Source organism: Proteus sp. G2669, from assembly GCF_009915245.1.
Lineage (GTDB): Bacteria > Pseudomonadota > Gammaproteobacteria > Enterobacterales > Enterobacteriaceae > Proteus.
Window position 1 is genome coordinate 22,635 of record NZ_JAABLX010000027.1, and the last position, 20,409, is coordinate 43,043.

General features: G+C 37.2%; 21 protein-coding genes. 16 read left to right on the forward strand and 5 right to left on the reverse strand.

What is annotated here, in order from left to right; genetic code table 11:
• Nucleotides 1-19 precede the first annotated feature (19 nt).
• The 9 genes from GWI68_RS08540 to lhgO all read left to right on the forward strand — a co-directional run bounded on the left by GWI68_RS08540 (nucleotide 20) and on the right by lhgO (nucleotide 8,854).
• Nucleotides 20-601: an ECF transporter S component gene (locus GWI68_RS08540; protein WP_166540004.1), complete on the forward strand. Its 582-nt coding sequence runs from the start codon at nucleotides 20-22 to the stop codon at nucleotides 599-601.
• Between the two features lie 2 nt (nucleotides 602-603).
• Entirely contained in the window at nucleotides 604-1,308 is a 705-nt protein-coding gene (locus GWI68_RS08545; RefSeq protein ID WP_166540005.1) for an energy-coupling factor transporter transmembrane component T, read from the forward strand.
• Nucleotides 1,299-2,144, forward strand: coding sequence for an energy-coupling factor ABC transporter ATP-binding protein (locus GWI68_RS08550; protein WP_166540006.1), 846 nt, complete (start codon nucleotides 1,299-1,301; stop codon nucleotides 2,142-2,144). The genes GWI68_RS08545 and GWI68_RS08550 overlap by 10 nt, the downstream gene beginning before the upstream one ends.
• Nucleotides 2,128-2,949 carry an ATP-binding cassette domain-containing protein gene (locus GWI68_RS08555; protein WP_166540007.1) on the forward strand — a complete coding sequence of 274 codons (822 nt, stop codon included), beginning with the start codon at nucleotides 2,128-2,130 and terminating at the stop codon, nucleotides 2,947-2,949. The genes GWI68_RS08550 and GWI68_RS08555 overlap by 17 nt, the downstream gene beginning before the upstream one ends.
• Before the next feature lie 58 nt (nucleotides 2,950-3,007).
• The gene (locus GWI68_RS08560; protein WP_166540008.1) at nucleotides 3,008-3,520 is read left to right on the forward strand and encodes a VTT domain-containing protein; all 513 of its coding nucleotides are present in this window, start codon (nucleotides 3,008-3,010) and stop codon (nucleotides 3,518-3,520) included.
• A 387-nt stretch (nucleotides 3,521-3,907) separates the two neighbouring features.
• Nucleotides 3,908-4,942, forward strand: a complete 1,035-nt coding sequence (locus GWI68_RS08565) for a TAXI family TRAP transporter solute-binding subunit (protein WP_166540009.1) — start codon at nucleotides 3,908-3,910, stop codon at nucleotides 4,940-4,942.
• Nucleotides 4,943-4,954: 12 nt separating this feature from the next.
• Nucleotides 4,955-6,922: a TRAP transporter permease gene (locus GWI68_RS08570; protein ID WP_166540010.1), complete on the forward strand. Its 1,968-nt coding sequence runs from the start codon at nucleotides 4,955-4,957 to the stop codon at nucleotides 6,920-6,922.
• Nucleotides 6,923-7,636, forward strand: a complete 714-nt coding sequence (locus tag GWI68_RS08575; RefSeq protein WP_166540011.1) for a FadR/GntR family transcriptional regulator — start codon at nucleotides 6,923-6,925, stop codon at nucleotides 7,634-7,636.
• Between the two features lie 15 nt (nucleotides 7,637-7,651).
• Nucleotides 7,652-8,854: an L-2-hydroxyglutarate oxidase gene (gene lhgO, locus GWI68_RS08580; RefSeq protein WP_166540012.1), complete on the forward strand. Its 1,203-nt coding sequence runs from the start codon at nucleotides 7,652-7,654 to the stop codon at nucleotides 8,852-8,854.
• Between the two features lie 68 nt (nucleotides 8,855-8,922).
• Here the strand turns inward: lhgO and GWI68_RS08585 are convergent, their stop codons facing one another.
• On the reverse strand, nucleotides 8,923-9,801 hold the full coding sequence (locus GWI68_RS08585) for a LysR family transcriptional regulator (RefSeq protein WP_166540031.1): 879 nt from the start codon (nucleotides 9,799-9,801) through the stop codon (nucleotides 8,923-8,925).
• 170 nt (nucleotides 9,802-9,971) lie between these two features.
• On the opposite strand from GWI68_RS08585, the gene bla reads away from it, so the two are divergent.
• The gene (bla, locus tag GWI68_RS08590; protein ID WP_166540013.1) at nucleotides 9,972-10,868 is read left to right on the forward strand and encodes a class A beta-lactamase; all 897 of its coding nucleotides are present in this window, start codon (nucleotides 9,972-9,974) and stop codon (nucleotides 10,866-10,868) included.
• A gap of 505 nt (nucleotides 10,869-11,373) precedes the next feature.
• Here bla and GWI68_RS08595 read toward each other — a convergent pair.
• Nucleotides 11,374-11,838, reverse strand: coding sequence for an Lrp/AsnC family transcriptional regulator (locus tag GWI68_RS08595; protein WP_166540014.1), 465 nt, complete (start codon nucleotides 11,836-11,838; stop codon nucleotides 11,374-11,376).
• A 161-nt stretch (nucleotides 11,839-11,999) separates the two neighbouring features.
• Between GWI68_RS08595 and GWI68_RS08600 the strand changes: the two genes are divergently transcribed.
• Entirely contained in the window at nucleotides 12,000-12,611 is a 612-nt protein-coding gene (locus GWI68_RS08600; protein WP_109407598.1) for a LysE family translocator, read from the forward strand.
• A 57-nt stretch (nucleotides 12,612-12,668) separates the two neighbouring features.
• Here the strand turns inward: GWI68_RS08600 and GWI68_RS08605 are convergent, their stop codons facing one another.
• Both GWI68_RS08605 and GWI68_RS08610 read right to left on the reverse strand, forming a co-directional pair.
• The gene (locus tag GWI68_RS08605) at nucleotides 12,669-13,238 is read right to left on the reverse strand and encodes a HutD family protein (protein WP_166540015.1); all 570 of its coding nucleotides are present in this window, start codon (nucleotides 13,236-13,238) and stop codon (nucleotides 12,669-12,671) included.
• Nucleotides 13,239-13,353: 115 nt separating this feature from the next.
• Complete coding sequence (locus GWI68_RS08610) at nucleotides 13,354-14,769, reverse strand: PLP-dependent aminotransferase family protein (protein ID WP_109407600.1); 1,416 nt, start codon at nucleotides 14,767-14,769, stop codon at nucleotides 13,354-13,356.
• Nucleotides 14,770-14,899: 130 nt separating this feature from the next.
• On the opposite strand from GWI68_RS08610, the gene GWI68_RS08615 reads away from it, so the two are divergent.
• From GWI68_RS08615 to GWI68_RS08635, 5 genes are all read left to right on the forward strand, one after another.
• Nucleotides 14,900-16,234: a cytochrome ubiquinol oxidase subunit I gene (locus GWI68_RS08615; protein WP_166540016.1), complete on the forward strand. Its 1,335-nt coding sequence runs from the start codon at nucleotides 14,900-14,902 to the stop codon at nucleotides 16,232-16,234.
• The gene (gene cydB / locus GWI68_RS08620; protein ID WP_109407602.1) at nucleotides 16,224-17,231 is read left to right on the forward strand and encodes a cytochrome d ubiquinol oxidase subunit II; all 1,008 of its coding nucleotides are present in this window, start codon (nucleotides 16,224-16,226) and stop codon (nucleotides 17,229-17,231) included. Before GWI68_RS08615 ends, cydB begins: the two co-directional genes overlap by 11 nt.
• Entirely contained in the window at nucleotides 17,212-17,373 is a 162-nt protein-coding gene (locus GWI68_RS08625; RefSeq protein WP_072068259.1) for a DUF2474 domain-containing protein, read from the forward strand. Before cydB ends, GWI68_RS08625 begins: the two co-directional genes overlap by 20 nt.
• A 526-nt stretch (nucleotides 17,374-17,899) precedes the next feature.
• On the forward strand, nucleotides 17,900-18,283 hold the full coding sequence (locus tag GWI68_RS08630) for a DUF805 domain-containing protein (RefSeq protein ID WP_088495407.1): 384 nt from the start codon (nucleotides 17,900-17,902) through the stop codon (nucleotides 18,281-18,283).
• A gap of 392 nt (nucleotides 18,284-18,675) precedes the next feature.
• Nucleotides 18,676-19,521, forward strand: a complete 846-nt coding sequence (locus GWI68_RS08635) for a siderophore-interacting protein (RefSeq protein ID WP_109407603.1) — start codon at nucleotides 18,676-18,678, stop codon at nucleotides 19,519-19,521.
• A 101-nt stretch (nucleotides 19,522-19,622) separates the two neighbouring features.
• Here GWI68_RS08635 and phoH read toward each other — a convergent pair whose 3' ends face one another.
• The gene (gene phoH / locus GWI68_RS08640; RefSeq protein WP_109407604.1) at nucleotides 19,623-20,408 is read right to left on the reverse strand and encodes a phosphate starvation-inducible protein PhoH; all 786 of its coding nucleotides are present in this window, start codon (nucleotides 20,406-20,408) and stop codon (nucleotides 19,623-19,625) included.
• Nucleotide 20,409: the final 1 nt, after the last annotated feature.

Below are 20,409 nucleotides of genomic sequence, written 5' to 3' on the forward strand. Positions count from 1 at the left end.
TTGTAAAGGTTTTTAAACTATGTCTACAACTCCTCAAATTTCGAGTCGTACACTCGTACTCATTGTTGTATCTATTGCAATAAATATGATCGGCGGCCAAATTACCTCAATGGTAAAACTCCCTATCTTTTTAGATTCTATCGGTACACTGATTTGTGCCTTATTAGGTGGCCCATGGGTCGCATTATTCACTGGATTATTAACCAATCTATTATGGGGATTAATTAGTGGTCCAATGGCGGCTGCATTTGCTCCAGTAGCCATGATGATAGGATTAAGTGCAGGTTTATTGGCTCGTGCAGGTGGTTTTCGTTCTTTAATTCGCGTTATTGGTTCGGGAATTGTCATTACTTTAGCGTTAATGATTGTCGCCGTTCCAATTCGTACTTATTTATTTGGTGGCGCAACAGGTAGTGGTGCTGATTTCTTTGTTGCTTATTTTCATGCTGTGGGTGAAGGGCTTATTGAGTCTGTTGCCATTACTGTATTAGGTGCAAATCTCGCAGATAAAATATTATCAGCGATTGTCGCTTGGTTATTAGTGCGTCAATTACCACAACGAACACAACGTAATTTTCCTTCGATTGCCAAGGTTCGCTAATAATGCATCCATTTACCTCATTGGCATTATGGCTTTGGCTAAGTGCTAGTGTACTTTTTTTATCATTAGGCTTACCACTGCTGATAATCAGCAGTGGTATTTTTATTAGCTTATTGATTTGGAAAGCATCTCGCTGGCGTTGGCGTTTTATTGCTTGGTTAATGATCCCAATGGCAATCGGATTATGGTTAGTCCATAGTGGTTGGTTAGCTTATTGGTTAGTAGGTGGATCTTTAGATACTAGTAAACAAACTATGGCAATAACGCTATGGTTAAGATTATTAGCAATAATAAGTGGTGCTCAATTGTGGTTACAACACTCATCAACAGAGCAATTTATTAGAGCGCTATTTGCTAGCCGTTTACCTATGAGCCTTTCCTATTTATTAGCAGGGCCTTTGCTACTTGTAGAACAATTACGCCAACAATTACACAATATAAGAGAGGCGCAATTAGCGCGAGGTGTTCCTCTTGATGGATCATTTTGGCAACGATTCATCACATTACCAGCGATTATTTTGCCTCTTATTAGTCACGTATTAAGTGATTTAACGATTAGAAGTGCAGCATTAGATATGCGAGGATTTCGTATTATTAAAAAACGAACAACCTTATACCCACCAACGGATACATCACTTCAAACAATGCTTCGCTACTTGATTTTATTGCTTATTTTGGTTGAAGGAGGTATTTGGCTATGGTACTAAATCTTCAGCAATTGAGTTTTACCCCCAAAGGTGACGAAAAATCTATTCTTGGCCCTATTGATTTACAGTTAAAACAAGGGGAATGGCTTGTGATTTTAGGGGGCAATGGCAGCGGAAAAAGCCTTCTTGCGCAATTACTAGCCGGTTGGTACCCCGATTTATTAACAGGTTCAGTGCAAGGCATGGGAATTGTACAAAACATTGCCCTCGATAAAAGCCGATTAGTATCGCTAGCACCCGGACGACAGCTCGTTCAACAATCGCCACAATTACAACTTTCAGGATGTGCATTCACTGTAGAGCAAGAAATTGCCTTTGGCCCTGAAAATTTGGGGTTGAGCGATAATGAAATTCGATTTCGAGTAAAAGAAGCTATGGCATTAACACAATGTGAATACTTGCGTTTTCGTCACCCTTCAACCCTTTCTGGTGGTGAGGCTCAACGTGTTGTCATAGCTAGTGCGCTTGCTATGCACCCAAAATTATTATTACTTGATGAAGCTTTTAGTCGCTTAACGCCCTATGCAACCCAACAATTACACCAACGCATAAAACATTATGCAAAAGAGCATAAATGCAGTGTAGTTATTTTTGAACGCAATTTATTACCTGCAATAAGTCTGAGTGGGCAATTTTTATTATTGGAAGCAGGAAAAATGAAGGCAAAAGGTACTTTAGACTCTATTTTTCCGTTCTTATTTTCAACAATTAATGCTCCTGATGCATGGCAAGCTTTACATTGGTTAATTGAAAACCATCATTGGAATAAGAATATTGTGAATAATGATAAAGCCTTACTTAATGCTTTTAAGGAATTTTATGTTACAGCTCAATAATGTGACTTATCGCTGGAGTGATGATGTTCCGCCTTGTATCTCTCAATTATCCTTAACGTTAAATCAAGGAGAATGGATAAGCTTAGTCGGCGATAATGGCGCTGGTAAATCTACTTTATTGCGATTAATTGCAGGACTATTAACTCCCAACGAAGGTGATATAACACTCAATAATCAGTCACTTGTTCAACTAAAAGCACAGCAACGCGCTCATTATATTGGGGTATTATTTCAAGAGCCTGAACGACAAATTTTTCATAATACTGTTGAGAAAGAGATCACGTTTGGTTTAAAGCAACGTAAATTTCCGAAAGAAGAAATTAAAAAATGTTTAGATGAAACACTGTCGCTTTGTGGTTTAAATGATGTTGCAGATGTTCATCCTTTAGATTTACATGCTGGCCAACGTAGAATGGTTGCTGTTGCGAGCTTAAGTATTTTATCACCTCAAATATTATTACTTGATGAACCCACCCGTGATTTTGATGCATATTGGTTAAGCTGTTTTGAGAATTGGCTTCAGGTACAAAAAACATTAGGTACAACGGTATTGGCTATTAGTCATGATCTTGATTTTACTGCTCGTCATTTTCAGCGTGTTATCCATTTATCCTCAGGTAAATTAATTGCTGATGGTTCCCCTGATAAAGTGCTAATGAATTCAACACTGCAATCCCTTTCTGATATTCCTGCGCCTACGCTATACTCATTAAGTCAGAAACTGAAATTGCCAATTAAAAATACACCTATTGAATGGGCGACAATGTTAGTTGAAATGAATAAAAATTCTAAAATAACCTCATAATAATCTTAATATTTATCACTATTATTATGTTTATTTATAAGTAGTTGGAGATAATTAAATGGAAATTATTCACACTTTATTCGACTCCTTGAGTCACTTGTCTCCTATTACCCTATTCTTATCTATTATTTTAATCACAGCAGGCAAATCAACCATTGGTATTTCTTCATTTTTGCCCCCTGCTTCTTTAATGTTGATCTTTATCTTTGGTGCTTGTTTACCACTTTATTCTCCAATCTTTCTTTGGCTAGCCACCAGTTGTGGTGCTCTATTAGGATCAATTTTAAGCTATGAGTTAGGGCGCTCTATCTATCGTTTTCCTCGCCTTAAAATATGGGTTAATCGCTATCAGTCAAAAATTAATCGCACTCAACAATTATTAAAAAATAAAACTCACTATATTTTGTTTATTTCTCGATTCTTAGCTGTCTTTCGCTACTTAACTCCCTTTAGTGCTGGCTTATTAAAACTACCTGCATATGGTGTTTATATCACCAGCGCTATTTCTGCTTTAGTTTGGTCTGCAATGTTTGTTTTAATCGCAACAGGTGTACTTACTTTTGCTTTATAAGTGGCGAATTAACACTTAATTTTAATCTTTCTATTAATACTAAAAGTGGCCTATTTTCTTTTTACATAATCATATTGTTTAAATATTTTCTGCCCCCTCTTTTTTTCATTTTATTTTTAATTATCGATAAATAGACTATTTTTTAGCTTCTTTTATCTTTTCTTCCATGCTTTATTGATATTTTCTTTCGCATTTTGTGCCTATCACCATAATTATGATTAAAATTTGCATAATTACTATATCGATCACAATTTGTTATCTTCTTGTTTTAATTTCATTACGCCACGTCACAATTTCTTAACATTCCTTATTTCTATAAAAGTTGTCATGTTGTATACAAGTTGGTGTGAAACATTCACCTGCGTTTTTATGTACAGGAACAACATCATGAGAATAAGAAAAACAAAGCTTGCCATCGGTATTGTTGCTGTTATTGCGGTTGTCTCATTAGCAATAGCTGGCAAAAAAGAGAATGCGAATAAACAATTTCTCTCTGTAGCAACCGCTTCAACAGGAGGAACGTATTATCCGATGGGAGTGGGATTAGCAAACGTATGGAGTACACACCTTAAGGATAGAGGCGTTCAAGTAACAGGCCAATCTTCGGCAGGATCGATAGAAAACATCTATTTAATGCAAAAAAATGAAGCTCAGCTCTCTATTTTGCAAAGTCTTTTAGCTGTAGAAGCTTATGAAGGTGTGCGCAATTTTGAAGGTAAACCAGAAAAAAATCTGCGCTCAATTTCTATGTTGTGGCCCAATGTTGAACACTTTGTTTTAATGAATGACAAAGTAAAAACCGGCACATTAGATGATATTCGTGCGACAAGTTTTTCTGTTGGCCCTCAAGCTAGCGGTACAGAACAATCCACAATTATCATTCTTAAAGGTGTTAATTTAACTAAAAAAGATATTACCCCTGAATATCTTGGATATGGAGACACTGTTTCTGCCATGCGAGACGGCCGTCTTGACGGTGGCGCCTTACCTGCTGGCGTTCCAGCTTCAGCCGTCACCGACATGTATGCTAGTGGTGTCAGCGCAAAACTACTCGAAGTCACAGATAAACAACTTGATGATATCAATCATGTGGCAAATTCATGGTTTCGTTTTGAAATACCCGCGAATACCTATCCTCGTCAAACTGAAATAGTCAATACAATAGCTCAACCTAATATTTTAATGGCCACAACCAGTATTGATAATGACTTAGTTTATGAGCTAACAAAAACTATGTTTGAGAACCTTCCTGAGGTTCATCAAGTTCATAGCGCAGCTAAATACATCACCACAGAAAATGCATTAAAAGGTGTTTCTGTGCCATTACATTTAGGGGCTTACCGCTACTACAAAGAAATCGGGTTAGAGATCCCTGATTATCTTATTCCACCAGAAGCTCAAACGCAGATTAATAATAAATAACAGGAGTGAGTTATGACTAATAATGACCACCTAACTCCGGTAGAGCCACCTGCATTAGATAAAGAAGCAAGCTCTGGCAATCGCCAACTTGCTGGCATTTACCTGAAAATTACCACGACTCTTGCAATATTAATTTCACTTTATGCGATTTACTCAAACGCATTATCAAATACTCAAGAGTTTTACCGCAATACTATTTTTCTTAGTGGTATTTTAATTTTAGGCTTTATTTTATTCCCATTCTCTAAGCGTTTTTCCACACCTAAATTTAATGGATGGGATTATCTTTTTATTGCTTTAACATTAATCAGTTATGGCTATTTCTTCTTTAATTATGTTGATCTTCATGTAGTAAGAAAAAGTATTCCAAATACTACTGATTATGTCATGGCTATATTAGGGATTATCGTACTGTTTGAAGCAGCAAGAAGAACTACTGGTTATTTCATTCCAGGGCTTGCAACTTTTGCCATTATCTATGCTTTATTTGGTCAGTATTTTATGGGTATTTTCGGTCATGCAGGATTTTCTGTAGAAAGATTGTTATACCGTTTATTTATGACCAGTGAAGGGATTTTTGGTATTACTCTTTCAACGGCCTCCACCGCTATTGTGGTCTTTATTCTCTTTGGTTCATTCTTGAGTGTCAGTGGTGCTACTGCTTTATTTAATGATTTAGCGCTGGCTATCGCAGGTCGTCGTCGTGGAGGGCCTGCCCAAGTTGCGGTTATTTCATCTGCATTAACAGGCTCTTTAAGCGGAAGTGCTGTTGCTAACGTAGCAACAACGGGTACTTTCACCATTCCTTTAATGAAAAGTATTGGGTTAACTCCGCGTTTTGCTGGGGCTGTAGAAGCAACTGCATCAACGGGTGGTATGATCATGCCTCCGATTATGGGTGCAGCTGCATTTATTATGGCAGGCTTTTTAGGAATTTCGTATACCACCATTGTTATTGCAGCCATTATTCCAGCACTGTTGTATTACGCCGCATTAATTATGGCCATTGACATTGAAGCCAAGAAACAAGGGTTAAAAGGGCTAAGCAAAGAAAATATTCCACAAGTTAAAGCCGTATTAAAAGCCCGTGGCTTACTGTTATTACCATTGGTTATTGTAATTGGAACCTTATTAGTAGGTAAAACACCTATTTATGCTGGCTTCTTAGGTATTCTAACCATTATTGTTGCAAGTTGGATAACACCTGACAAAACTGTTCGTATGACTTTAACGAAAGTGGCTGATGCCTTAGCTGAAGCGGCTCGCGGTTCAGTTCAAGTAACTGTTGCTTGTGCGGCTATTGGCGTGATTATCTGTGTAGTTACAATGACGGGTATCGGGGCAACATTAGCCTTTAATATCGTCTCAATGACGGATAATACACTATGGATGATCTTATTAGTTGTTATGCTAGTGTGTATTGTATTAAGTATGGGGCTACCTTCAACGGCTTTATATATTGTCGTTGCCGTTACAGTGTCACCAATCTTAATTAAAGCGGGTGTTATGCCTTTAGCTGCTCATTTCTTTGTATTCTGGTTTGGGGCACTATCCAATATTACACCTCCTGTTGCCTTAGCCAGTTATACTGCCGCAAGTATTGCAAGAGCAGATCCGATGCAAACATCATGGGATGCAGTTCGTTTAGCCCTTCCCGGCTTTATTATTCCGTTTATTTTAGTCTATAACCCTGCTTTACTGATGCAAGGTGATAATTTAGGTGTACTTTCTATTGGATTAATGATTATTACTGCATTAGTCGGAATTTATGCACTAAGTATCGCAACAGCAAACTTTTGGATGATTAAAACAACGTGGTTTGAACGAATTGCATTTGCAGCAGCGGCAATTCTAATGATTAAACCGGGCTTATATACCGATCTTTTAGGTGTTGCCTTGATCCTATTAACTGGTGCATTCCATCTATTACGGTCTAAAAAACAGTTAGCTAATATGGAGCATGCATCTGGAGAAAACTAGATGATACAAAAGATCTCACGCAAAAAAGCGTCGCATCAAATTCTTGAGCAAATAAAGCAAAATATTAGTAACGGAACATACCCTATTGGTGAAAAGTTACCTTCTGAAAATGTACTCGCTGATGCCTTTGGCGTCAGTCGAGTCCCGATCAGAGAAGCATTAGGTGTTTTAGAAGCCAGTGGCATTGTGACTTCACGCCAAGGAGGCGGTCGCCGTGTCATTGACCATTCTATACTCAGTAAATATGAACCATTAGTCATGGAAATTGCTTGCCCTGAAGAGATTGATTCACTGCTTGAGATGCGAGAGGTCATTGAACATGAAGCGGCAGCTATTGCCGCTTTACGTCGAACACCAGAAGAATTACGCGCTATCGAAAATGCCCACGATGCCTTTGTTTTAGCAACAAGACAGAATAAAAGTATTGGTCATGAAGAAGACTATCAATTTCATCGTTCTATTATGGTTGCTGCACACAATCCTTTTTTTGTCAGGATTTTAGATAATATGCATGAGCTTTATCTTGGTGTCTTAATGTATTCATTAAGTCAAAATAAAGGGCGAGAAACAGAAACAGAGCGTGTTATCGCAGAGCATGAAGCAATTGTTGAAGCAATACGCCAACAAGATCACGATGAAACAAGCCATAAAATGCGCCTTCACTTAACTAATGTACGTGGCAAATTAAAGCGCTTACAACAAGAACCTTGTTAATTTAAAATTTATAAAATGGATAAGATTATGACGTATGACGTGATTATTATTGGTGCGGGATTAGTCGGATTAGGGGTTGCAAGTGCGCTACAAGAAAGTCAACCTGAACTAAAACTACTAGTGATTGATAAAGAATCTGGCCCTGCGGCTCATCAAAGTGGACATAACAGTAATGTTGTTCATTCTGGTATTTATTATACTCCAGGGAGCCTTAAAGCAAGGCTGGCTAAACAAGGGAATATCACCACTTATGCGTTTTGCCAACAACATAATCTTTATTACGATCGTTGTGGCAAAGTGATTGTCGCTACCAATGAAAAAGAGCTAAATGCGTTAGAAAACATTTATCAACGTGGCATTGATAATGGGCTTGAAGTTATCAAAATGACTGAAAGTGAGCTTAAAGTTAGAGAGCCTTATGTCAATGGTATTGCTGCCTTATTAGTTCCTGATGCAGGTATTGTGAATTACTCTGAAATTGCAGCAAAACACGTTGAAATTATTCAATCTCGTGGCGGTGAATTTATATTTGGACAAGCGGTTACAGCAATTAATGAAACCGATGATAGTGTCACTGTAACGACATCCAATGAACGATTTACAGGCAAATGGTTGATTAATTGTGCAGGGTTATTTAGTGATCGTATTGCTAAAATGGCAGGTTATGACACTGGTATGAAGATAGTCCCATTCCGTGGTGAATACTTTATGCTTAATGCCAATAAAAACTACTTAGTCAACCATCTAATTTATCCCGTTCCTAACCCTGATTTTCCATTCTTAGGTGTACACTTCACGCGCATGTATAACGGACATCGCGATGTTGGGCCTAATGCGGTATTAGCGTTTAAACGCGAAGGTTATAAAAAAAGCGATATTAACTTAAAAGATCTCGCTGAAGTGCTCACTTATAAGGGCTTTTGGAAAATTGCAGGTAATTATTTAGGCGAAGGAATGGCAGAGCTTCGTCGTTCATATTCCCGCAAATTATTTACTGCGAATGCACAAAAATTAATTCCTGATTTACGTGAAGCAGATATTCATCCGGGTCCTGCGGGAGTTCGAGCTCAAGCATTAACTCGTGAAGGAAAACTAGTAGATGATTTCCATTTTGTAAAAGGTAAACGTTCATTACATGTGTGTAATGCTCCATCACCTGCAGCAACAGCATCTATTGAAATAGGCAGAGAAATCGTTAGAGAACATTTTTCTTTGTAATTAAAAAATATACGACGAGTAAAAAATAATAAATAGCACTGACATTAATCAGTGCTATTTATTTTATATCACTTACTACACTCTTTTAGCGCTTCATTCATTAACCATTGCTGAAATATTTCCATTGATGCGGTCATTGGTTTTGATTTTAAATACGTTAACCAATACTTACCCATTTCAACTTCTATTTTAAAAGGTTGTATTAGTTGACCACTTTCTATTTCTCTTGAAAACATCTTTGCAGGCGCTAATGCAACTCCGTCTTCATAAATCGCGCTTTCTACCATTAAACGTGAAGAATCAAAAATAGAACCTGTTATTTTTATTGGTGGCATATCTGCTTTTTCAAACCATTGTGACCATTCATCTTCTCGATAAGAACGATATAAATTTTCATTTATTAAGTCAGTTGGATAATGTAGTCGTTTTGCTGTTGTTGGTGAGCACAAGACCGTTAATGGTGCAGAAAATAAGGCTTTATTATGAGTTAAAGGCCATAACCCTTCGCCAAATCGAATGGCAAAATCAAGTCCTTCGGTTGCCAAATTAACTACATTATTATTTGTTCTTAAATTCACTTCTATTCTTGGATATTGTTGCTTAAATTCAGCCAATCGAGGTAATAACCAGCCAACAGCAAATGTTCCCACAGTGGCAATCGAAACAACGTCACGGTATTCACCTCGCTCGAACTGTTTAAATACTCGTTCGATATCACTAAACGCGGTTGTTAATACCGAAAATAAGATCTGTGCATCATCTGTTATCTCCAAACCACGGGGTAAACGCTTAAACAGCATCACGCCCAAACGTTCTTCTAGCATTCTCACTTGTTGACTCACCGCGCCTTGAGTCACATAGAGTTCTAATGCAGCTTTGGTGAAATTAAGGTGTCTTGCGGATGCTTCAAAAGCGCGTAGTGCATTGAGAGGAAGATGTGTTCGCATAATATTATGAGCCATTAGATTTTCTATAGGCTAAGGCGATTTATTATCGATTGTCAATAAATCAATTAAATAGGATATTGCACCTAGTAAATAAATAGCATTATCTCTTGTCGATAACCATCTATTTATATTGAACTTTCTTTATTAAATTAATATGAGCATCAATTTCTATGTTTAAAACAACATACCGTCAAATTGCAGTGATCGCAGTTTCATTAATATCTCTACTGGCTTCACCAATGCTATGGGCTAAAACAAATAGCACTATTGAAGAACAATTAACAATACTTGAAAAAAATAGCCAAGGCCGTTTAGGCGTTGCGTTAATTAATACTAAAGATAACTCACAAATAACTTATCGTGGTGATGAGCGCTTTGCCATGGCTAGTACCAGCAAAGTTATGGCTGTAGCCGCCGTTTTAAAAGAGAGTGAAAAACAAGCAGGATTGCTTAATAACTATATAACCATCAAAAAAGCCGATTTAGTCCCATATAGCCCAATTACAGAAAAACATTTAGCAACTGGAATGACATTGGCTCAATTAAGTGCGGCTACCTTGCAATATAGCGATAATACGGCAATGAATAAAATCCTAGATTATTTAGGAGGACCTTCCAGTGTTACTCAATTTGCACGTTCAATTAATGATGTAACTTATCGCCTAGATCGCAAAGAGCCTGAATTAAATACAGCCATTCATGGTGATCCTCGTGATACCACCTCTCCAATTGCGATGGCTAAAAGCCTTCAAGCATTAACATTAGGTGACGCATTAGGTCAATCTCAACGCCAACAACTTGTTACTTGGTTAAAAGGTAATACAACAGGCGATCACAGTATTAAAGCGGGTTTACCAAAGCATTGGATTGTTGGAGATAAAACCGGTAGTGGTGATTATGGCACAACTAATGATATAGCCGTTATTTGGCCTGAAAACCATGCACCATTAATTTTAGTCGTCTATTTCACACAACAAGAACAGAATGCGAAATACCGTAAAGATATTATTGTTAAAGCAACTGAAATTGTAACAAAAGAATTTTCCAATTTATCTCAAACAAAATAAGTTTCTTTATTGATAATCTAAACAAGAAATCAAATATAGTAATAGAGCTATTTATTGGCTCTATTACTATAAGTACACAAAAAATAATATAAATAACTTGCAGATAAACAATTAGATTATAATAAACAAGCACAATATACTGATTTCAATTAAATGGATTTATTTTAAGGAAGAAAAATGGCCGATCTTTTTGAATTAATTGGTGAATTATTATCATGCGCGGGTCAAATCACGCTCACTCAGATCAGGCTTTGTATCGTTATTCTTACCATATTAATGCTAATTATTGTCTCTTTATGTACTTGGTCGTTTTATCTCTATTTTATTGGTGCCTCATTATTTTTCTGTATGTTACTTTATACACCAGAGATATATCGGTTTATTAAAAGCTGGATAGTTTAACTTATACCAATAAAAAAGCCTCTGTTAAGATTTAACTTGAGGCTTTCTCTATTAAATATGTCTGTGATAATTAAAAATAAAATAATTCTAAATATTTAGAAAATTAAAGTGGTAAAGCAAAACTCACTTTTACCGTTTCCATTGGTACTTCTGTTTTTATACTTTGGATGCTTGGAATTTGTGTTAAATAATCGGCATGAAAACGACGATATGTTGCTAAATCTTTAGTCACTATCCGAATTAACGCATCACACTCGCCGGCCATTAAATGGCACTCAACCACTTCAGGTAACACCTTAATGGCCGTTACAAATTCTTCTATGGTTTCTGCATCCTGTGCTCTAAACCAGATCCTTGCGAATAAAGATAAACCTGCATCAACCATACTACCATCTAATACAGCAACATAACGCGTGATCACTCCCGACTCTTCAAGTAAACGCACTCGGCGAAGACAAGGTGACGGTGAGAGCCCAACTTCTTTTGCTAGCTCAATATTTTGGATTTTGCCATCACGTTGAAGCACCTGCAAAATATGTTTATCTATCTTATCTAATTTTATTGACATCAAAGATTAACCTTAATTCTATTTGTGGAATTTTATTGCCAATTAATTCTTTTTGTTAGCAACAAAGCAACCCGATTTTTTCGAAAACATCATATAATCTTTCCGCTAAATTTCACAGCAAAAACGATGTTTCTCTTAATCTATCTCTATCAGGTGAAAAGATGGAATTTAACACTTTATTATTATTCGCACTGACTGTTCTACCGCTTATCTGTACACCTGGGCCTGATATTCTTTTTATCTCATCCCAAGGGTTATCAGGGGGAATGAAATCAGCATGGATTGCGAATTTAGGCGTGATATCCGGTTATTTAACCCATGCGTTATTGAGTGCCTTAGGGCTTGCCGCCTTAGTATCTACATCTCCCATTATATTTCACTTACTCAAATGGGTCGGTGTTGCCTATATCAGTTATCTTGCCATTAAAATGTTGATATCAGCCTGCAAAAAAGGAAAGTTAGTCCTTAATGCCACTAAAACTTCATCTCTATTTCGTAAAGGTTTTTTAACCAGTTTCCTTAATCCTAAAGGCTTATTAGTTTATCTCGCTATTTTACCAAACTTTATTGATAATCATAATGATGTCGCAACACAATCATTGCTGTTATCTGGGATATTTATCACGACTTGCTTAATTATTTATGGTCTTCTTGGTAGCTTCTTTGCTTATATCGGCTTAAAAGGCGGTTTAAGTGATAAACGTCGTCGTTATAACGATGGTATTGCCGGTGGATTACTCACTTTTGCCGCCGTTAATCTGGCTTTTAATTAGCCATAATCCTAAGCATCATTTATTATTTCAGTCAGTATTTGACCACAAAAAATACCTTTATTTTAGTGGTCGAATATCTGCCCATAATAATTGGCAATTTGCGGTTAACGGCCTTATCTCACCTTCTCGAATATCAGGTAACCACCATGCACCTTGCCCTTTTGATAAATGCTGACAAGTAGCGCCAGTTAAAGTCCATTCACCTTGCGTTATATAAATAAGTCCCGCATGAGAACTTGGTAATATTAGTGGTTGCGTTACTAATGTGGTTTCTGCTTTCCAGCATGTTCTGCGTACCATAATATTTAAACATTTTACGCCTCCTTTAATCAGCTCTGATTTAACATGAATATCACCTGAAAAATCAAAAGGTTGATAAGGATCAGTGACAGAGTGACTCAGGAATCCCGCGCTATTTAAATTAAGTCCATTGCCTTCTAATAGCACCATTTGCCGTTCTATATCAGGAAACTGCCCTAATGAGCCATTATCTTCGATAGATGTTAAACACGCTCGCCATGAAAAATCATTATTCACTGGCCAACACACAATTTCTTGGGTTGTGCCTTTTTGATTACTCCATGGAATAAACGGTAACTCTTGTTGATCAAAACAACGTAGCTTCATTGTGTCCTCCTGCAATATCTGGCTAGTCAGTCTGATAATGAGGTTAAGAATTAATCATTGGAGATTACCGTTCATAAATCAATATATAACTTTTAAAAATGTGCGCTAACGTCCGCTATTTACGTCGTAATTTTCTACATCCTTCACCGATAATTTCCATTCCTTTTTCTGTCCTGCTATTCCATTGAAAAGAAGAATTTAAACGAAAGGCATGGTTAAATTGAGAGCTGGTGGAAAACATAGAACCCGGTGCAATACTGACCCCTCTTTCCAATGCAAAGTGATACAGTTTATTTGCATCAAATGTTGATTCAAATTCTAGCCAGAGAAAATATCCGCCTGTCGGAATATTCACTTTTACATCTTCAGGTAAATGTGACTGTATGGCTTGTAACATACGATAACGCCTTTGTTCTAATAATAATCTTAATCGACGAAGATGCGTATCATAGCCTCCTTGAGATAGGTAGTCCGCAATGGCTTGCTGTGTCGGCATACTCGCAGAAACTGTACTCATCATTTGTAGCTGTTGTATTTTTGTTGCGTGTTTTCCTGCAGCAACCCAACCTACGCGAAAGCCTGGAGCCAAACATTTAGAAAAAGAAGCACAATGTAATACGCTATTCGTTTTATCAAAGCCTTTTACTGGCATTGGTGCCTTTTGACTGTTATAGAGTTCTCCATAGACATCATCTTCAATTAACGTTATCTGTTTTTTCGCTAATATCTCCACCAGCCTTATTTTATTTTCATCAGGCATTGTTCCACCTAATGGGTTTTGGCAATGACTCATCAACCAACACGCTTTTATATCGTATTGATCCACTACTTTTTCGAGTTCATCTAAACAAATTCCTGTTACAGGATCTGTTCGAATCGCAATGGCTTTTAAACGTAAACGTTCAATAGCTTGTAACGCGCCATAAAATGCGGGTGATTCAATCACAACCCAATCACCTGGTTCGGTTACAGCCTGTAAACTAAAGCTCAATGATTCCATTGCACCCGCAGTAATAACAATGTCATCTGGAGAGACGTGAATGCCTTGCAATGCATAGCGTTGTGCAATGTTACGGCGTAACTTTTCATTTCCTGGTGGTAAATTAATTACTGAACTTTGAGGTGCTAAATGCCTTGCTGCCGATGCTAATGCACTGCTGAGTTTAGGTTGGATAAATAAACTAGGATCGGGAAATGCTGAACCAAAAGGAATAATCTCAGGATCTTTACATGCTTGGAGCACATTAAAAATGGAGGTACTAATCTCAACATTTTCACTCATGTGTAGTCCTTTACTGGCTGTCACTTGACCAAAGCGTGTATTACGATGCGCAACGTAATAACCTGATTGTGGTCGCGCGGTTATCCATCCTTGGCTTTCTAATAACTGATACGATTGTAAAACAGTCATTAAACTTAAACCTGATTGTTTTACCGTATCCCGCAATGAAGGTAAACGGTCGCCAGATTGCCAGATATTATCTTCAATCTGCTGGCGTATTTGCGCTGCAAGCTGTTCATATCGAGTCATATAAAACTGTTCACCTCAAAACTGTTATAGTCATTTTTAAACTTATTGTCACTATTATAGCTTACTGTCATATGGTCTACTAATCCACACGATTTACCTGCAATTTACATATCAATAAAACGAGGTTTTTATGCTTGGGTTAAGTGCCTTCGATTTGGCGCGTATCCAATTTGCGTTCACAGTTTCTTTTCATATTATCTTCCCCGCAATTACTATCGGACTGGCTAGTTTTTTAGCTGTATTGGAAGGTTTATGGTTAAAAACTCGCAATAAGGATTATTTAGCGTTATTTCATTTCTGGTCAAAAATATTCGCTGTTAACTTTGCTATGGGTGTTGTCTCTGGTTTGGTTATGGCCTATCAATTTGGAACCAACTGGAGCTTTTTTTCTGACTTTGCCGGCTCAATTACAGGCCCTTTGCTGACTTATGAAGTGCTTACCGCTTTCTTCCTAGAAGCGGGTTTTTTGGGTGTAATGCTATTTGGTTGGAATAAAGTGGGTGAAAAACTTCACTTTTTCGCAACCTGTATGGTGGCATTAGGCACATTGATGTCAACGTTTTGGATCTTGGCATCAAATAGCTGGATGCAGACACCACAAGGATTCGAAATCATTAATAACCAAGTTGTACCCGTAGATTGGATTGCGGTTATTTTTAACCCCTCTTTCCCTTATCGTCTCGCTCATATGGGTGTTGCCGCATTCCTTGCTTCTGCTTTCTTTATTGCAGCTTCTGCAGCGTGGCATCTCCTTAAAGGCAATAAAACATCAGCAATGAAAAAGATGCTTTCAATGTCTTTGTGGATGATTTTAATTTTAGCACCAATTCAAGCACTCATTGGTGATGTCCATGGTTTAAATACCTTAAAACATCAGCCTGCAAAAATTGCTGCTATTGAAGGCCATTGGGAAAATAAACCGGGTGAAGCAACACCGTTAATTCTTTTTGGTATGCCTGATATGGATGCTGAAGAAACGAAATATAAGATAGAAATCCCTTATCTTGGCAGCATGATCTTAACTCACAGCTTAGAAAAACAAGTTCCGGCATTAAAAGAATTCCCTAAAGAAGACCGACCTAATTCACTTATCGTTTTCTGGTCTTTCCGCATTATGGTTGGCCTAGGGATGTTAATGATTTTAGTGGGTGTTTGGGGAACTTGGCTGCGATATAAAAAGAGACTTTATGAATCTAAGACCTTCTTACGTTTAACATTTTTAATGGCGCCATCAGGTCTTATCGCTATTCTTGCAGGTTGGTTTACAACAGAAGTAGGTCGTCAGCCTTGGGTTGTTTATGGCATACAGCGAACACGAGACGCCGTCTCTGCTCATGGTGAAATGCATATGAGTATAAGCCTACTGATCTTCTTTGTTGTTTATGGTTCTGTGTTCGGTGTTGGATATGCCTATATGTTAAGACTGATCCGTAAAGGTACTTCGGAGGTTCATCATGGGAATTGATTTACCCGTTATTTGGTTCATCATCATCGTATTTAGTACATTAATGTATATTGTAATGGATGGCTTCGATCTCGGTATCGGTATGCTCTATCCATTTATTAAAAGCGACCAAGATCGTGACTTAATGATGAATACCGTAGCCCCAGTGTGGGATGGTAACGAGACATGGTTAGTCTTGGGGGGAGCTGCATTATTTGGTGCATTTCCGCTTGCTTATGCTGTTATTCTTGATGCATTAGCAATGCCTTTAACTTTAATGCTTGTCGCGCTGATTTTCCGTGGTGTTGCCTTTGAATTTCGTTTTAAAGCAGATAACAGTCACAAAAGCTTTTGGGACAAATCCTTTATTTTCGGATCAATACTAGCAACCTTTATGCAAGGCGTTGTCGTTGGTAGCGTTGTTCAAGGTCTACCTGTTGTTAATCGTACATTTGCAGGTAGCTATTTTGATTGGCTGTCGCCTTTTGCACTCTTTTGTGGTTTTGGTTTAGTTATCGCCTACTCCTTATTAGGATGTGGCTGGCTAATTATGAAAACCGAAGGCCATTTACAGCAAAATTTATATAAAGTTGCTAAACCACTGACACTGGTAATGCTTGCTGTGATCGCTGTTGTTAGTGCATGGACGCCACTAGCACAACCTGCCATTGCTGAACGCTGGTTCACGTTACCTAACTTGTTCTTCTTTTTGCCCGTTCCACTTTTAGTGTTATACAGCTCATGGCTGATTTTGCGTTCGATAAAAAAACAAGGACATTATCTTCCTTTCTTTGGAGCATTGGCTTTAATTTTCTTAGGTTTTGCCGGATTAGGCATCAGTATTTGGCCTAACATTATTCCGCCTGCCGTGAGTTTTGTAGCAGCTTCTGCACCACCAGAAAGCCAAGGATTTATGCTAGTTGGCGCACTCTTTATTATTCCAATTATTCTCGTTTACACATTCTGGAGTTATTACGTTTTCAGAGGAAAAACCAATTATGAAGAAGGCTATCACTGATCCACAAATACAAAGCAAACCCTCATTATTAAAAAAATGGGGCTGGCTAATTACAATTTGGTTTTGTAGTGTTTTAGCTTTATTTGCGGTTTCTTCTCTTTTTCGATTCTTAATGACGCTTGCGGGAATGAAAGTGAAGTAAAGGCAAAACACACACAGCAATATAAAACATAGTACCGCACAACGGTAAAATAAACACAAAGGGCTGATATTATTTTAGCCCTTTCTTATTTCCCATAATTAACTAAAATTAAATCAAACGCATTGATAAAATAACTATAAATACATCATTTTTGATTAATAGTAAGGGATAAAATCTTTTTTATTCTGTTATGACGATAAATAAAGATATAAAAAATCCTATAAAAAGCCATCTTCACTAGAAATAAAATAGAGTACTTGTTGAATTCAATTTCTAAAGTAATTATGATACCCGCCGCTTAGCACTCCACACCTGTATTAGTTTATAAAGACGTATATTGTGCATCATTTAGATATTACCTATTTGATTAACTTAAAAATTAAGCTTATATCCCTATGAAATAGAGGGAATGACCATAATGTCTTTTTAAAAAATATATTTTGATAATTTAGAATTATCTTAATTGCTAAGAAAGATCACCTAAACTAGGCTTACGTATTGTTGCTACTAAATTAAGGATGAAGTCATGAATTGGTATTTGGAAGTCATTAAAAATAATTACGCTAACTTTTCAGGTCGTGCTCGCAGAAAAGAATATTGGATGTTTACTCTGGTAAATACCATTATCATTACTGTTCTATATGCTATTTTAATGTCATCAATAGACATGAACACTGGTGAAACGAGTTCATTAGGTTCGATTGTAGGTATTATTATCGGTATTTATTCTTTAGCTATTATCGTACCTAGCCTTGCTGTAACTATTCGTCGTTTCCACGACCAAGATAAATCAGGTTGGATGTTCTTACTTGCATTTATTCCTGCTGTTGGTGGATTAATTGTTTTTGTCTTTATGTGCCTAGAAGGAACTAAAGGCGACAACAGATTTGGCCCAGATCCTAAAGCTTAATCTATTACTGGCGTCATATAAAAATACAGTGAGTATACTATTTTAAGTTTACTCACTGTATTAATTGATTTTTCTGCCTTTATTTCAACTATCTAAAACTATTTCTTTCTTCAAATAAAATAATACCAGCCCCCGCCTACCACATTGTATTTTAGTGTTTTTATTTTCTTCTAATTTCTCTAATTAATGCCTCTGAATTATTACCACAAGCTTATTACATTGATTTTTAAGTTTTTTTCTTTATCGTAATTTGAGCCTAATCACACAATGATAAGTAAAACATACACCTCACTTTACTAAATCAAAGTTAATGTTGATAATGACTATCATTATTAATTGAAAATGATAATATCTACATCGAAAAAACAATTAAATGAGTCAGGTAAAAAAACGTGAGTAACCAAAAAACACCTCAAGAAAAAAACATTTATAAACCAGCGCCTCCTCGCCTAGTTCAAGTAAAACGTATTACTGATGTCACGCCAGGAATGCGCTGTATTACCTTTACTAGTGATGATTTAGATACTTACCCTGCTGATACAGCGGGCGCACATCTAAAAATATTTTTACCATTAGAAGGTCAAGTGAAGCCTACAGTACCGGGTTTTTCTGAAAAAGGCCCTAAATGGCCTGAAGGCGAACCAAGATCGATTGTACGAACTTATAGTGTTCGTGCTATTCGCCCAGAGCAAAAAGAGTTAGACATTGAATTTGCCGTTCATGACGATGTTGGCCCAGCTATTCATTTTGCACTAAATGCTAAGCAAGGCGACTACATTGGGATCACTAATCCAGGTGGCCCTGATCCCCTTTTAGCCCCTGCGTCACATTACTATATGGCAGCCGATCCAAGTTCATTACCTGCTTTAATGGCTTTAATTGAAACCATGCAGCCTAATGTTCAAGGAAAAGTCGTTATCCGAGTAGAAGACGAAACGCATCGTCAAGAAATTAAACGTCCTAATGGATTAGAAATAATCTGGCTGATTGGCTCAGTTGAAGAACAAACTGAAAACTTAATTAATGAATTTATGTCATGGGAATTACCTGCTGAAGATGTGGCATTTTGGATTGCAGGTGAAGACAAAATTATTCGTGCATTAAGACGTCATATTCGTCGTGATAACGGTTATGATCGTAGCTTAATTTATGCCATTCCTTATTGGCGTTTTGGTTATGACGAAGAAGGTTATCACGCTGAACGTCACCATGTTATGGATAATGAAGACGTAAGCTAAGCAATAAATTAAAGATTAAACGTTGGCTGTACAGGCTGCATATTAACTCCCTCAATAATATGCAGCCTTTTTTACTTTATAAAAAATTTCTTATGCCCAATTTAATCATTATAAGCAGCTAATACATGATGACATAATGTAGATCGCACACAATCTTCCTGCATAAACTTAATCACACCTACTCGACTATTAGCCTCAAATCGAATAAGAGCATCCGCTAATCCAGACGGTACACCAGAAGGTAAATCACACTGTGTAATATCTCCATTTACCACAACAGTGACATTCTCACCCATTCTAGTTAAGAATAGCTTCATTTGATTCACAGTAACATTCTGTGCTTCATCTAAAATAACAAATGCATTTTCAAAAGTACGACCTCGCATATAAGCAAAAGGTGCAATTTCAACCTTGCCAATTTCAGGACGTAAACAATACTGTAAGAATGAAGCGCCTAAACGTTTCACTAATACGTCGTAGACAGGACGAAAATAGGGTGCGAATTTTTCCGCAATATCACCAGGTAAAAACCCAAGATCTTCATCTGCCTGCAACACTGGTCGAGTAACAATAATACGTTCTATTTCTTTATTAATTAAGGCATCGGCAGCCATTGCAGTACTGAGAAAGGTTTTGCCACACCCAGCTTCCCCTGTAGCGAAAATAAGATCTTGATGTTTAATTGCATTCATATATTGGCGTTGTACTTCATTGCGAGGAGATAACAAGCGTTCATCACGCTTTTCTCTCGCCATACCAATGGTATCAATATCCCCAAATCCTGGTAAAACCATAACATTATCTCGATGCGCCCCATTACGTTGTTCTTTACGTGAGGTGCGTTTATTTTCTCGGCGTAAACGTGTTGCTGCTTTTTGTCTACTCATA

Excerpts from the sequence above, each read along its gene's own strand:
- GWI68_RS08565 (WP_166540009.1), top strand. The coding sequence starts at position 3,908 with ATGAGAATAAGAAAAACAAAGCTTGCCATCGGTATTGTTGCTGTTATT.
- GWI68_RS08610 (WP_109407600.1), bottom strand. The coding sequence starts at position 14,769 with ATGACTCGATATGAACAGCTTGCAGCGCAAATACGCCAGCAGATTGAA.
- phoH (WP_109407604.1), bottom strand. The coding sequence starts at position 20,408 with ATGAGTAGACAAAAAGCAGCAACACGTTTACGCCGAGAAAATAAACGC.
- GWI68_RS08575 (WP_166540011.1), top strand. The coding sequence starts at position 6,923 with ATGATACAAAAGATCTCACGCAAAAAAGCGTCGCATCAAATTCTTGAG.
- GWI68_RS08560 (WP_166540008.1), top strand. The coding sequence starts at position 3,008 with ATGGAAATTATTCACACTTTATTCGACTCCTTGAGTCACTTGTCTCCT.
- GWI68_RS08615 (WP_166540016.1), top strand. The coding sequence starts at position 14,900 with ATGCTTGGGTTAAGTGCCTTCGATTTGGCGCGTATCCAATTTGCGTTC.
- GWI68_RS08625 (WP_072068259.1), top strand. The coding sequence starts at position 17,212 with ATGAAGAAGGCTATCACTGATCCACAAATACAAAGCAAACCCTCATTA.
- GWI68_RS08595 (WP_166540014.1), bottom strand. The coding sequence starts at position 11,838 with ATGTCAATAAAATTAGATAAGATAGATAAACATATTTTGCAGGTGCTT.
- GWI68_RS08555 (WP_166540007.1), top strand. The coding sequence starts at position 2,128 with ATGTTACAGCTCAATAATGTGACTTATCGCTGGAGTGATGATGTTCCG.
- GWI68_RS08605 (WP_166540015.1), bottom strand. The coding sequence starts at position 13,238 with ATGAAGCTACGTTGTTTTGATCAACAAGAGTTACCGTTTATTCCATGG.
- GWI68_RS08570 (WP_166540010.1), top strand. The coding sequence starts at position 4,955 with ATGACTAATAATGACCACCTAACTCCGGTAGAGCCACCTGCATTAGAT.
- GWI68_RS08550 (WP_166540006.1), top strand. The coding sequence starts at position 1,299 with ATGGTACTAAATCTTCAGCAATTGAGTTTTACCCCCAAAGGTGACGAA.
- bla (WP_166540013.1), top strand. The coding sequence starts at position 9,972 with ATGTTTAAAACAACATACCGTCAAATTGCAGTGATCGCAGTTTCATTA.
- cydB (WP_109407602.1), top strand. The coding sequence starts at position 16,224 with ATGGGAATTGATTTACCCGTTATTTGGTTCATCATCATCGTATTTAGT.
- GWI68_RS08585 (WP_166540031.1), bottom strand. The coding sequence starts at position 9,801 with ATGCGAACACATCTTCCTCTCAATGCACTACGCGCTTTTGAAGCATCC.
- GWI68_RS08540 (WP_166540004.1), top strand. The coding sequence starts at position 20 with ATGTCTACAACTCCTCAAATTTCGAGTCGTACACTCGTACTCATTGTT.
- GWI68_RS08545 (WP_166540005.1), top strand. The coding sequence starts at position 604 with ATGCATCCATTTACCTCATTGGCATTATGGCTTTGGCTAAGTGCTAGT.
- lhgO (WP_166540012.1), top strand. The coding sequence starts at position 7,652 with ATGGATAAGATTATGACGTATGACGTGATTATTATTGGTGCGGGATTA.
- GWI68_RS08630 (WP_088495407.1), top strand. The coding sequence starts at position 17,900 with ATGAATTGGTATTTGGAAGTCATTAAAAATAATTACGCTAACTTTTCA.
- GWI68_RS08600 (WP_109407598.1), top strand. The coding sequence starts at position 12,000 with ATGGAATTTAACACTTTATTATTATTCGCACTGACTGTTCTACCGCTT.